Source organism: Pseudomonas sp. FeS53a, assembly GCF_000931385.1.
Lineage (GTDB): Bacteria > Pseudomonadota > Gammaproteobacteria > Pseudomonadales > Pseudomonadaceae > Metapseudomonas > Metapseudomonas otitidis.
The window spans coordinates 16,267-29,210 of sequence record NZ_JYFT01000039.1; the positions used below are offsets into that span (position 1 = coordinate 16,267).

The window sequence follows — 12,944 nt, forward strand, 5'->3', positions numbered from 1 at the left end:
TGGGCTTGGCCTGGCTCCGCTGATGGACCGGTGTAGCGGGCCCCACCCCAACGATGGGCTTCGCACCGCTCAGCCCATCCTACGAGTCGAGCAGGCCCGTAGGATGCGGTGAGCTCGGCGAACCGCATCGATCGGTCACGGCGTTGTGGGCGTGCAGCGGCATTGCTCCAGCGCAATACCCGTGGTTTGGGGCTTGCCTAGAATGCGCGATTTTTCGCGTCACGAGCCCCGCCCATGTCCCGCCTTCCCGCCCCCGAACTGCTGTGCCCCGCCGGCACCCTCAAGTCCATGCGCCACGCCTTTGCCTACGGTGCCGATGCCGTCTACGCCGGGCAGCCGCGCTACAGCCTGCGGGTGCGCAACAACGAGTTCGACCACGCCAACCTGGCGCTGGGCATCGCCGAGGCCCATGCCGCCGGCAAGCGCTTCTACGTGGTGGTCAACATCGCCCCGCACAACGCCAAGCTGAAGACCTTCCTCAAGGACCTTGAGCCGGTGGTGGCCATGGGGCCGGATGCGCTGATCATGTCCGACCCGGGGCTGATCATGCTGGTGCGCGAGCACTTCCCGGCCATGCCCATCCACCTGTCGGTGCAGGCCAACGCGGTGAACTGGGCCAGCGTCGAGTTCTGGCACCGCCAGGGGCTGGAGCGGGTGATCCTCTCCCGCGAGCTGTCCCTGGAGGAGATCGGCGAGATCCGCCAGGCCGTGCCCGGCATCGAGCTGGAGGTGTTCGTCCACGGCGCGCTGTGCATGGCCTATTCCGGGCGCTGCCTGCTCTCCGGCTACATCAACCACCGCGACCCCAACCAGGGCACCTGCACCAACGCCTGCCGCTGGCAGTACAAGGCCGGTGAAGCGCGGGAGGACACCCTCGGCGACATCGTCCACGCCTGCCAGCCGGCGCCGACCCTGGGCGAGGGGCCGAGCACCGAGCGGGTCTTCCTGCTGGAGGACGAGACCCGCCCCGGCGATTTCATGCCCGCCTTCGAGGACGAGCACGGCACCTACATCATGAATTCCAAGGACCTGCGCGCCGTGCAGCACGTGGAGCGCCTGGTGGCCATGGGGGTGCATTCGCTGAAGATCGAGGGGCGCACCAAGTCGCACTTCTACGTGGCCCGCACGGCCCAGGCCTACCGTCAGGCCATCGACGACGCGGTGGCCGGCCGGCCCTTCGAGCCGCGCCTGCTGGAGCGCCTGGAGTCACTGGCCAACCGGGGCTACACCGAAGGCTTCCTGCGCCGGCACACCCACGATCATTACCAGAACTACGCCTTCGGCAGCTCGCGGCCGTCGCGCCAGCAGTTCGTCGGCGAGCTGACCGGCGTGCGCCGGGGCGAACTGGCCGAGGTGGTGGTGAAGAACCGCTTCGAGGTGGGCGACCGCCTGGAGCTGATGACCCCCGCCGGCAACCTCGGTTTCATCCTCCACGGGCTGCAGGCCGGCGATGGCAGCCGCCGTGAGGTGGCGCCGGGGGACGGCCACGTCCTCTACATCCCGCTGCCTGCCGACCTCGACCTGGAGCACGGGCTGCTGCTGCGCGACCTGCCGGAGCCGGTCAGCGCCACAGCGTAGCGCTCTGCTCGCGGAGCAGCGCGGTGAAGGCCGAGGCCTCCACCGGCGGGCTCAGCAGGTAGCCCTGGATTTCGTCGCAGCCCTGCTCCTTGAGGAAGTCCAGCTGCTCGGTGGTCTCCACGCCCTCGGCCACCACCTTCAGTTCCAGGCCGTGGGCCATGGCGATGATGGCGCGGGTGATGGCGGCATCCTCGCCGCCCAGCGACAGGTCGCGGATGAAGGTCTGGTCGATCTTCACGTAGTGCACCGGGAAGCGCTTGAGGTAGCTCAGGGACGAGTAGCCGGTGCCGAAGTCGTCGATGGCCAGCTTCACCCCCAACTCGCGCAGCTGGTGGAAGGTGGCGATGACGTGCTCGACGTTCTCCAGCAGGTGGCTCTCGGTCAGCTCCAGTTCCAGCAGGCGCGGCGGCAGGCCGGTTTCCGCCAGCACCTGGCGCACCAGGGCCACCAGGTTGCCCTGGCGCAGCTGGTGGCCGGAGAGGTTCACCGAGACGCGGATGTCCGCTACGCCCTGGCGCTGCCAGTCGCGGGCCTGCAGGCAGGCCTGGCGCAGGACGAACTCGCCGATGGGGGCGATCAGCCCGGTTTCCTCGGCCAGGCCGATGAAGTCCCCCGGCGGGACCAGCCCCATCTGCGGGTGGCGCCAGCGCACCAGGGCCTCGGCGGCGTTGAGGCTGTCGTCGGCCAGGCACAGCTTGGGCTGGTAGAAGACCTCCAGCTGACCCTCGTCGATGGCCTTGCGCAGCTGGGTTTCCAGTTGCAGGCGCTCCAGGGTGCAGGCTTGCAGGTTGTCGGTGAAGAACTGGAAGGTGTTCCCGCCCAGGTGCTTGGCGTGCTGCATGGCCATGTTGGCCTGGCTGACCAGGGTGGTGATCTCCCGCGCGTTGTCCGGCAGCAGGCTAATGCCCAGGGAGGCGCTGACCACCAGCTCCTCGCCGCCCACCGTCATCGGCGTGCGCAGCTTGGCCAGCAGGCGGCTGGCGGTGCGCGCGAGGCTGGAGAGGCTGCCGTAGCGGTCGAGGATCAGCGCGAACTCGTCGCCGGACAGCCGCGCGATGGTGTCTGCCTCCGGCGCGGCCTGGGCCAGGCGCCGGCCCATCTGCCGCAGCAGCTGGTCGGCCAGTTCGTGGCCGAGGCTGTCGTTGAGCACCTTGAAGCGGTCCAGGTCGATGTGCAGCAGCGCCAGGCCGTGGCCGTGCTCGCGGGCCCGCTCGCTGGCCTGGTGCAGGCGGTCGCGGAACAGCGTGCGGTTGGCCAGGCCGGTGAGGTCGTCGTAGTGGGACAGGTAGCGCAGGCGCTCCTCGGCCTCGCGCCGGGCCGAGAGGTCGGAGAAGAAGCCGACGATGTGGCTGGCCTGGCCGCGTGAGTCGCGCACCACGTTGAGCTGCAGCCACTGCGGGTAGAGCTCGCCGTTCTTGCGGGTGTCCACCAGCTCGCCCTGCCAGCAGCCGTCGTGCTCCAGCTGCTGGTGGATCAGGTGGTACTGGCGGCGGCTCTCGCGGGTGCCGCTGATTTCCGCCACGGCGCGGCCGAGCACTTCCTCGGCGCGGTAGCCGGTGACCTGGGTGAAGGCCTGGTTGACCGCCAGCAGGCGGTAGTCCGGGTCGAGGATGACGATGCCTTCGCTGGCGGCCTCGAACACCGTGGCGGCGAGGCGCTGCTGCTCCTCGGCCTGGCGCCGGGCGGTGACGTCGCGGCGGGTGCCGACCATGCGCAGCACGCGCCCGCGCGCGTCGCGCTCCACGGCGCGGCCGCGGTCTTCCACCCAGATCCAGCGGCCGTCGCGGTGGCGCACGCGGTAGTCCACCGCGTAGTCCTCGCTGCGGCCCTTGAGGTGGTCAACCAGGGCGCGGCGCAGCAGCGGTACGTCGTCGGGGTGCAGGCAGGGGCGCAGGTCGCTGAGCACCCGGGACACCTCGTCGCTCTCCAGGCCGAAGATGGCCTTGAGCTGGGTGTGGTGCACCTCGTCCGTTTCCAGGTTCCAGTCCCACAGGCCCAGCTCGCTGGCCTCCAGGGCCAGGGCCAGGCGTGCCTCGCTCTTGGCCAGGGCGTGGGTGGCGTCGGCCAGTTCCAGGGTGCGCTGGGCGACGCGGATCTCCAGTTCGTCGTGGGCACCGCGCAGCTCCCGCTCGGCACGGCGGCGTTGTTCCACCTCGCGGGCCAGTTCGGCGTTGAGCCCTTCGGCGCGGCTCTTGGCGTGCTCCAGGTTGTCGATCAGGGCCTGGTTCTGCAGGCGCTGCAGCAGGCTGTTGCGCACCAGGCGGTTGACCTGCAGCGCCACCACCATCAGCGCCGCCAGCAGGGTCAGGCTCAGCAGGCCCCAGCCGCGCAGCAGCGGGTGGCCGCTGGCGAGCAGCCAGCTGACCGTGGGCAGCAGGCAGGGCAGGGCGAAGGCGAGGAAGGCCGGCAGGCTGACGGCATAGGCGACGCTGGCGGAGAGGATGGCGGCGGCGACGAGCCCGTAGACCAGCGCCTGCTGCAGGAAGGCGTCCGCCGGCACCAGGAAGACCACCGGGAAGGCCAGGGTCAGCCCCGAGGCGCCGGCACCGAGCAGGAAGGTGCGGTGCCAGTGCGGCTGGGCCTGGCGCGAGGGCAGGGCGCGGTTGAAGGCGGCGACCTGGGTCAGCCGCAGCACGGCCAGCAGGACCAGCCAGATCAGCCAGCCGGAGAGCAGGGCCGCCAGTTCCGAGCGCCACAGCAGGCAGGCACAGGCCAGCCCGTTGAGCAGCATGAACAGGGTCGGGACCCGGGAGCCCTGGTAGAGCAGGCGCGTGCGCTCGATCGCCAGATCGGCGGCGAACGGGGGGCGCAGCGGCGCGGAATCGTCGTCGGCAAACGCAAGGGAAGCCTGGTTGGGAGTCGCGGTCATAGGCGATGTTCTTGTAATGGTTGCCTAGGCGTCGGCGGAGCTTACCCGAGCCTGCGGAGTCGCCAAAGGGTTATGTGATGCCTTTCTCCCTTGCGCCTCCCAACTTTTGGCGGGCGCTCTGGCACGCAGGCTGCGTGCCGTCTGGCCGACCGCCCGGTCATCGGTTTGCCCTGCCTGGGCCGCCCCCCTAGAATGCCGCGATGCAAAACGACCCCGAACTCCTCATCGCGTCCCTCAACGATGCCCAGGTGCAGGCTGTGGCCGCTCCGCTGGGCCGCCAGCTGGTGCTGGCCGGCGCCGGCTCCGGCAAGACCCGTGTGCTGGTGCATCGCATCGCCTGGCTGATCCTCACCGAGGGCGCCTCGCCTCACTCCATCCTCTCGGTGACCTTCACCAACAAGGCCGCCGCCGAGATGCGCCACCGCATCGAGCAGCTGCTGGGCATCAACCCGGCCGGCATGTGGGTGGGCACCTTCCACGGCCTGGCGCACCGCCTGTTGCGCGCGCACTGGCAGGAGGCCGGGCTGGCGGAGAACTTCCAGATCCTCGATGGCGACGACCAGCAGCGGCTGATCAAGCGGGTGATCCGCGACCTCGGGCTGGACGAGCAGCGCTGGCCAGCCCGCCAGGCGCAGTGGTTCATCAACGGGCAGAAGGACGAGGGCTTGCGCCCGCAGCACATCCAGGCCGGCGGCGACCTGTTCCTCGCCACCATGCTGAAGATCTACGAGGCCTACGAGGCCGCCTGCGCGCGCACCGGGGTCATCGACTTCTCCGAACTGCTGCTGCGCGCCCTCGACCTCTGGCGCGACAAGCCGAGCCTGCTGGCGCACTACCAGCGGCGCTTCCGCCACCTGCTGGTGGACGAGTTCCAGGACACCAACGCCGTGCAGTACGCCTGGCTGCGCCTGCTCGCCCAGGGCGGCGAGAGCCTGATGGTGGTGGGCGACGACGACCAGTCCATCTACGGCTGGCGCGGCGCGCGGATCGAGAACATCCAGCAGTTCGCCAGCGACTTCCCGGATGTGCAGACCATCCGCCTGGAGCAGAACTACCGCTCCACCGCGGCCATCCTCAAGGCCGCCAACGCCCTGATCGCCAACAACAACGGCCGCCTGGGCAAGGAACTCTGGACCGACGGCCCGGACGGCGAGCCGCTGGGCCTCTATGCCGCCTACAACGAGCATGACGAAGCCCGCTACGTGGTGGAGAGCATCGAGAGCGCGCTGAAGGACGGCATGACCCGCAGCGAGATCGCCATCCTCTACCGCTCCAACGCCCAGTCGCGGGTGCTGGAAGAGGCGCTGCTGCGGGAGAAGATTCCCTACCGCATCTACGGCGGCCAGCGCTTCTTCGAGCGCGCCGAGATCAAGAACGCCATGGCCTACCTGCGCCTGCTGGACGGCCGTGGCAACGACGCTGCGCTGGAGCGGGTGATCAACGTGCCGCCGCGCGGCATCGGCGAGAAGACCGTGGAGAGCATCCGCGAGTTCGCCCGCGCCCAGGACGTGTCCATGTGGGAGGCGATCCGCCTGCTGCTGGCCAACAAGGGCCTGTCGGGGCGCGCGGCGTCGGCCCTGGCGGTGTTCGTCGAACTGGTGGAGAACCTCGCCGCCAAGGTCCTGGAAATGCCCCTGCACCTGATGACCCAGACCGTCATCGAGCAGACCGGGCTGATCACCTACCACAAGGAAGAGAAAGGCGAGAAAGGCCAGGCCCGGGTGGAAAACCTGGAGGAACTGGTCAGCGCCGCCCGCGCCTTCGAGAACAGTGAGGAGGACGAGGAGCTGACGCCGCTGCAGGCCTTCCTCAGCCACGCGTCCCTGGAAGCCGGCGAAGCCCAGGCCGATGCCTTCGAGGACAGCGTCCAGCTGATGACCCTGCATAGCGCCAAGGGCCTGGAGTTCCCCCTGGTGTTCCTGGTGGGCATGGAAGAGGGCTTGTTCCCCCACAAGATGAGCATGGAGGAACCCGGCCGCCTGGAAGAGGAACGCCGCCTGGCCTACGTCGGCGTCACCCGCGCCATGCAGCGCCTGGTGCTGACCTACGCCGAGACCCGGCGCCTGTACGGCAGCGAGACCTACAACAAGGTTTCGCGCTTCGTCCGCGAGATTCCCGCCTCGCTGGTGCGCGAAGTGCGCCTGGGCAATACCGTCAGCCGCCCGATGGCCGGCAGCGCCCCGCGCACGCCGTCGATGTTCAGCGGTGCCGAAGTGCCGGAGACCGGCTTCACCCTCGGCCAGCGTGTGCAGCACGCGCTGTTCGGCGAGGGCACCATCCTCAACTTCGAAGGCGCCGGCGCCCAGGCGCGGGTGCAGGTGAAGTTCGAGAGCGAAGGCAGCAAGTGGCTGATGCTGGCCTACGCGAAGTTGCAGCCGCTCTGAGGCCGGTGTGGCCGGGAGGGTCTGGTTTGCCCTTCCGGCCGTTGCTTCCCTGGCTGTACCTGCTCGACCCACCGGGCGCTCCCTGCCTGTCATTTCCCAAGGGCTATGCCAACCTTTGGCTGCTCTCCAGCCCCTTTCCCCGGTGGGCTATTCAGGAGCGCACGCCGCAGCACCCGCCTGAGACACTGCCCATAAAAAACCCCGGCACGAAGGCCGGGGCTGGGAAAGGTGGAGCGCAGGCGTGTGATCTCAGTCCACGGCCTTGACCATGTCTTCCAGGACTTTCTTGGCGTCGCCGAAGACCATCATGGTCTTGTCCAGGTAGAACAGTTCGTTGTCCAGGCCGGCGTAGCCGCTGGCCATGGAGCGTTTGTTGACGATCACGGTCTTGGCCTTGTAGGCCTCGAGGATCGGCATGCCGGCGATGGGCGACTTGGGGTCGTTCTTCGCGGCCGGGTTGACCACGTCGTTGGCGCCCAGGACCAGCACCACGTCGGCCTGGCCGAACTCGGAGTTGATGTCTTCCATCTCGAACACCTGCTCGTAGGGCACTTCGGCCTCGGCCAGCAGGACGTTCATGTGGCCGGGCATGCGGCCGGCGACCGGGTGGATGGCGAACTTCACGGTCACGCCACGGTGGCTCAGCTTCTCCGACAGTTCCATCAGCGCGTGCTGGGCACGGGCCACGGCCAGGCCGTAGCCGGGGACGATGATGACGGTGTCGGCGTTGGTCAGCAGGAAGGCCGCGTCGTCGGAGGAGCCCGACTTCACCGGGCGCTGCTCCTGGCTGCCGCCCGAGCTGCCGGCGTCTGCGTCGGCACCGAAGCCGCCGAGGATGACGTTGAAGAACGAGCGGTTCATCGCCTTGCACATGATGTAGGAGAGGATCGCGCCCGAGGAGCCCACCAGCGAACCGGCGATGATCAGCATCGAGTTGTTCAGCGAGAAGCCGATGCCGGCCGCCGCCCAGCCCGAGTAGCTGTTGAGCATCGACACCACCACCGGCATGTCGGCGCCGCCGATCGGGATGATGATCAGCACGCCGATGACGAAGGCCAGGGCCACCAGCACGGCGAAGGCGCGGATGTCACCGGTGAAGGTGAAGTACAGGCCCAGTGCGAGGATGGCCAGGCCCACCAGCAGGTTGACCATGTGCTGGCCCTTGAACACCACCGGGGCGCCCTGGAACAGGCGGAACTTGTACTTGCCGGAGAGCTTGCCGAAGGCGATCACCGAACCGGAGAAGGTGATGGCACCGATGGCCGCACCGAGGAACAGTTCCAGGCGGTTGCCCTTGGGAATGGCGTCGCCCAGGGTGGCGACGATGCCCAGGGACTGGGGTTCGACCACGGCGGCGATGGCGATGAACACGGCGGCCAGGCCGATCATGCTGTGCATGAAGGCGACCAGCTCCGGCATCTTGGTCATTTCGACGCGCTTGGCCATGATCGAGCCGGCGGTGCCGCCGACCAGCAGGCCGACGATGACGTAGCCGATGCCCTGGGTGGCGAGCTCGGCGCCGAGCTTGTAGATCAGGCCGACGGTGGTGAACACCGCGATGGCCATGCCGATCATGCCGAACAGGTTGCCGCGACGGGACGTGGTCGGGTGCGACAGGCCCTTCAGCGCCTGGATGAAGCACACCGAGGCGACGAGGTAGAGAACAGTGATCAGGTTCATGCTCATGGTCAGTGTTTCTCCGCAGCCGCTTTCGGCGCTTTCTTCTTGAACATTTCCAGCATGCGGCGGGTGACCAGGAAGCCACCGAAGACGTTCACCGCGGCCAGGGCCACCGCCAGGGTGCCCATGGCCTTGCCCAGGGGGGTGACGGTGAGCGCGGCGGCCAGCATGGCGCCGACGATCACGATCGCGGAGATGGCGTTGGTCACGGCCATCAGCGGGGTGTGCAGGGCGGGGGTCACGTTCCACACCACGTGGTAGCCGACGTAGATGGCCAGCACGAAGATGATCAGGTTGTAGATGCCGTCAGAAATCAGGTCCATGTCCGCTGCCCCTTAGCCGTTGGTGCGGACGACTTGCCCGTCGCGGCACATCAGGCACGCGGCGACGATGTCGTCTTCGAGGTTGAGGTGGAACTGGCCGTCCTTGTCGATGACCAGCTTGAGGAAATCCAGCAGGTTGCGGGCGTACAGCGCGGAGGCATCGGCCGGCACCAGGGCCGCGAGGTTGCCGTGGCCGACGATGGTGACGCCGTGCTTGACCACCACCTGGTCCAGCTCGGTGAGCGGGCAGTTGCCACCCTGGGCGGCGGCCAGGTCGATGACCACGGAGCCCGGCTTCATTTCGGTGACGGTGGCCTCGTGGAGCAGGGTCGGTGCCTTGCGGCCGGGGATCAGCGCGGTGGTGATGACGATGTCGGACTGCTTGGCGCGCTCGTGCACGGCCTTGGCCTGGCGCTCCATCCAGGAGGCGGGCATGGGACGGGCATAGCCGCCGACGCCCTGGGCGCATTCGCGCTCTTCATCGGTCTCGAAGGGGACGTCGACGAACTTGGCGCCGAGGGACTCGATCTGCTCCTTCACCGCCGGGCGCACGTCGGAGGCTTCGATCACCGCACCCAGGCGCTTGGCCGTGGCGATGGCCTGCAGGCCGGCGACACCTGCGCCGAGGATCAGCACGCGGGCGGCCTTCACGGTGCCGGCGGCGGTCATCAGCATGGGCATGAAGCGCGGGTAGTGGTTGGCCGCCAGCATCACCGCCTTGTAGCCGGCGATGTTGGCCTGGGACGACAGCACGTCCAGGCTCTGGGCGCGGGAGGTACGTGGGGCGGCCTCCAGGGCGAAGGCGGTCAGGCCACGGGCGTTGAGCCGGGCGATGGTTTCGTTGCTGAAGGGGTTGAGCATCCCCACCAGGACGGCACCGGCCTTCATCAGGGCGGCTTCGTCGTCGCTGGGGGCCACGACCTTGAGCACCAGGTCGGCACCGAAGGCGGCAGCGGCATCACCCAGGGTGGCGCCGACGGCTTCGAAGGCGGCGTCGGGAATGCTGGCGTTGATGCCGGCCCCGCGCTGCACGGTGACCTGATGGCCTTGGCCGATCAGCTTCTTGATGGTCTCTGGCGTCGCGGCAACCCGCGTTTCGCCGGCCTGGGTTTCGAGAGGAACACCGATGTGCACGTAAAAACCTCCTGCGTGATCGTTTTACTTATGAGTCCAGTGCACTGCGATGGCGCTCTGGCGGGCGGATCAGCACGACGCCGCCGGGTGCGCATGGCGCGACCAGGACGGGCGCGGCATTTTGCAGGTGAACCGAATGGCCATCAAGGAGTTCTGGAGCAAAACGCAATAAGAACTACAAGTCACCTACTGACCGTTTCCCCGGTGATAAGGTTCGATCTGCCTCCAGCCCTTGTCTAATGGGCCTTTCGGCGTTCTTTTGTCTTCCGTGAGGCGCCGGGGCTCTTGGAAAAGCGCCGGGCACGCCGGAACCTCGGGAAGGCTGCGCAATCCTGCCGTGTCCAGCGTGGGGACTGTTAGTCAGCGTTTTTTATAGTTGCCATAAGGTCCCGGAAATCCGGGCTTCTGTAGTTTTCATGAATAGTTGACTACAGGGTCAGGTCGCTCTGCGGCGGGGCTTTGAGCCGGGTGTGCGGGGTGGGTGTGGCGGATTGTCGCGATGGTGCCTCAGACCAGCAGGCCAAGGGTCTTGGCGCGCATCACGGCCTGGGTGCGGCGTTTCACACCGAGCTTGCTGTTGATCTTCTTGGTGTGGGTCTTGACGGTGTTGACCGAGATGAACAGCCGCCCGCCGATCTCTTCGTTCGAGCAGCCCTCGGCCAGCAGGTGCAGCACCGCCTGTTCCCGCTGGCTGAGCAGCGTCACGGCCGCCGGGGTGCCGTTCGGCAGGGCGGCCCATTCCTGCAGCAGGCCGTTGAGGCCCAGGGCCGAGGCCTGCTGGCGGGCCTCGCGCTCCAGCTGGGCGGCGTCCTCCTGGCCGAGTTGCCGCGCGGCCTCGGCCAGTACCAGGCCGACTTCACAGGCCAGCGGCCGGTACTGCAGGCGCTCGCAGCGTTGCAGGAGGCTGCGCAATGCCGCTTCGGCCTGCTGCGGGCGGCCGGCGCTGAGGTGCACCCGGGCCAGCAGCAGCTGGTTGCGCAGGGGCAGTGTGGGGTAGTCGAGCGGGGCCATCCAGGGGTGTTCGCCTTCGAAGTAGCGCTGGATGCGCAGGCCCACTGGCTCGACCCGTTCCCAGCGGCCCTGGCGGGCCAGCACGCGCATGCTCTGCAGGCTGAGGGCGCCGTTGAAGCACAGGCGCCAGACCTGCCGGCAGTGCATCTGCCGCTCGGCTTCGCGCAGGTGCAGGAAGGCCTGGTCGAACTCGCCCTGGCGCGAGCTGCGCTCGGCGAGGCCGAGGTAGCCGTGCAGGGCGAAGGGGTCGGCGCAGGCCAGGGCCTGTTCCAGGCCGCTGTCCAGGGCGGGGCCGGCTTCGTCGAGGCGACCGTGGAGCAGGTGCAGTTCGGCCTGGATCAGGTGCAGGCGGCCCAGCAGCAGGCCGTCGACGCCCCGGCGCCGGGCGGTGAGGGCGAAGCTCTGGGTGACCAGGCTCTGGGCGCGGGTGAGTTCGCCCCGCAGGACCAGCAGGCGGATGCGGTCGAGGTTGATCAGCACCTCGAAGAGCACGCTGCCCTGGCGCCGGGCCAGTTCGAGGGCGTCGTGCAGCAGGGCGGCGGCCTGGTCGGGCTCGCCTTCGGCCATGGCCATCCGAGCCAGGGCGGAGTGGCACAGCAGCAGCGGCATCCAGTCCCGTTCGGGCAGGTGTTCCAGGGCTTCGCGGCAGTGCTGCCGGGCTTCGCTGGCGGAGCGTCCGCGCAAGGCGGTGAGCACGCCCTGCAGGGCCTGGCCGTTGGCGATCAGCTTGCGGTTGCGCCGTGCGTCGGCCTGGGGCAGGAAGCGGCCGAGGTGCTCGATGCAGGCCTGGGCCTCGTCCAGGCGCCAGGCCAGCAGCAGGGCCCAGGCGCTGAGGGTGAGCAGGCGCGGGGTGCTTTCCAGCAGCACCTGGGGCAGGCGGTCGCGCCAGGCGAGCAGGTGGGCGAGGTGCTGTTCGCCGGTGAGCCATTCCTGGCCGAGGTGTTCGAGGTAGTTGGCGGCCACTTCCGGCTGCTGGGCGCAGAGGGCCTGTTCGATGGCGTCTTCCACCTGGCCGGCGGCGATGAAGACCCTGCAGGCGGCCAGGTGCAGGTGGGTGGCGGCTGCGGGGGCGAGGCGGTTGCGCAGCACCCGGGCGACGATGGGCAGGACGCGGTACCAGCGGCCTTCTTCGTCCAGCGGCATGAAGAAGGCATGGCGGGCGAGAAGACGGGCGAACAGGGCGGCGCCGTCGCCGTCCTCCCAGAGTTGCTGGCAGAGCTCGGCGCTGACCCGGGGCAGGTGCACCAGGGCGAACAGGCAGCGGGCTTCGTCGTCGTCCAGGCGGGCCAGCAGTTCGTGGTCGAGGTATTCCTTGAGCCAGCAGTGGTGGGCGCCGACGTTGCTGGCGGCGGCCGGGGGGAAGCGGCTGCACAGTTGCAGGCGGACGCCGGCGCACCAGCCTTCGCTTTCCGCCCACAGCTCGTCGCGCAGGGTCGGGTTGGCCTGGGGGGCGATCAGGTCCACCAGGCGCTCCTGCTCGTCACGGGTGAGGGCGAGCTGGGCGGCGTCCAGCTCTTGCAGGTCACCGGCCAGCAGCAGGCGCGGCAGGTTCCATTCGGGGCGCTGGCGGGCGCTGACCAGCAGCTGCAGGTTGGGTGGGGTGCGTGCGAGCAGCAGGTCGATGCAGGCGTCCAGTTCGGGTGGCGGGTCGGCGGGGTAGTCGTCGAGTACCAGCCACAGCGGCCGCGAGGGGTCGCCCAGCAGTTGCCAGAGGGCCTGTTGCGGGGGCAGGTCGGGGGCCGGGCGCTGCAGGGCGGTGGCGACCTGGGCGACCAGGCGCTCCACGGGGAGGGCTTCGCTACCGAGGCCGATCCAGGCGATGGCGTCGTGGGTGTCGGCGCCGGCCCGCAGCAGTTCGCTGAGCAGCACGCTCTTGCCGAAGCCGGCGGGGGCACAGAGCAGGCGCAGGCGCGCCGGTTGCTCCAGCAGCGGCGCCACCAGGCGCGGTCGGGGCACGTGCGCGGG

The 12,944-nt window shown here is 68.9% G+C and carries 7 protein-coding genes; 2 read left to right on the forward strand and 5 right to left on the reverse strand.

The features are described from left to right. Positions 1–234: 234 nt before the first annotated feature. Entirely contained in the window at positions 235–1,578 is a 1,344-nt protein-coding gene (gene trhP, locus SZ55_RS11620; RefSeq protein ID WP_044405765.1) for a prephenate-dependent tRNA uridine(34) hydroxylase TrhP, read from the forward strand. Here trhP and SZ55_RS11625 read toward each other — a convergent pair. Next, positions 1,562–4,447: an EAL domain-containing protein gene (locus SZ55_RS11625; protein WP_082078216.1), complete on the reverse strand. Its 2,886-nt coding sequence runs from the start codon at positions 4,445–4,447 to the stop codon at positions 1,562–1,564. The genes trhP and SZ55_RS11625 overlap by 17 nt on opposite strands. Positions 4,448–4,647: 200 nt before the next feature. Between SZ55_RS11625 and uvrD the strand changes: the two genes are divergently transcribed. Further along, complete coding sequence (gene uvrD / locus SZ55_RS11630; protein WP_044405767.1) at positions 4,648–6,831, forward strand: DNA helicase II; 2,184 nt, start codon at positions 4,648–4,650, stop codon at positions 6,829–6,831. 249 nt (positions 6,832–7,080) lie between these two features. Here the strand turns inward: uvrD and SZ55_RS11635 are convergent, their stop codons facing one another. The 4 genes from SZ55_RS11635 to SZ55_RS11650 all read right to left on the reverse strand — a co-directional run. Next, the gene (locus SZ55_RS11635; RefSeq protein WP_044405769.1) at positions 7,081–8,517 is read right to left on the reverse strand and encodes an NAD(P)(+) transhydrogenase (Re/Si-specific) subunit beta; all 1,437 of its coding nucleotides are present in this window, start codon (positions 8,515–8,517) and stop codon (positions 7,081–7,083) included. Positions 8,518–8,519: 2 nt separating this feature from the next. Then, positions 8,520–8,834, reverse strand: a complete 315-nt coding sequence (locus tag SZ55_RS11640; RefSeq protein WP_044405771.1) for an NAD(P) transhydrogenase subunit alpha — start codon at positions 8,832–8,834, stop codon at positions 8,520–8,522. A 12-nt stretch (positions 8,835–8,846) separates the two neighbouring features. Beyond that, positions 8,847–9,968 carry a Re/Si-specific NAD(P)(+) transhydrogenase subunit alpha gene (locus tag SZ55_RS11645; protein WP_044405772.1) on the reverse strand — a complete coding sequence of 374 codons (1,122 nt, stop codon included), beginning with the start codon at positions 9,966–9,968 and terminating at the stop codon, positions 8,847–8,849. 507 nt (positions 9,969–10,475) lie between these two features. Then, the coding region (locus SZ55_RS11650; RefSeq protein ID WP_152644474.1) for a LuxR C-terminal-related transcriptional regulator at positions 10,476–12,944 on the reverse strand (2,469 nt) is incomplete at its 5' end.

Coding starts and splice junctions, on each gene's coding strand:
- SZ55_RS11625 (WP_082078216.1), bottom strand. CDS start 4,447: ATGACCGCGACTCCCAACCAGGCTTCCCTTGCGTTTGCCGACGACGAT.
- SZ55_RS11640 (WP_044405771.1), bottom strand. CDS start 8,834: ATGGACCTGATTTCTGACGGCATCTACAACCTGATCATCTTCGTGCTG.
- trhP (WP_044405765.1), top strand. CDS start 235: ATGTCCCGCCTTCCCGCCCCCGAACTGCTGTGCCCCGCCGGCACCCTC.
- uvrD (WP_044405767.1), top strand. CDS start 4,648: ATGCAAAACGACCCCGAACTCCTCATCGCGTCCCTCAACGATGCCCAG.
- SZ55_RS11635 (WP_044405769.1), bottom strand. CDS start 8,517: ATGAGCATGAACCTGATCACTGTTCTCTACCTCGTCGCCTCGGTGTGC.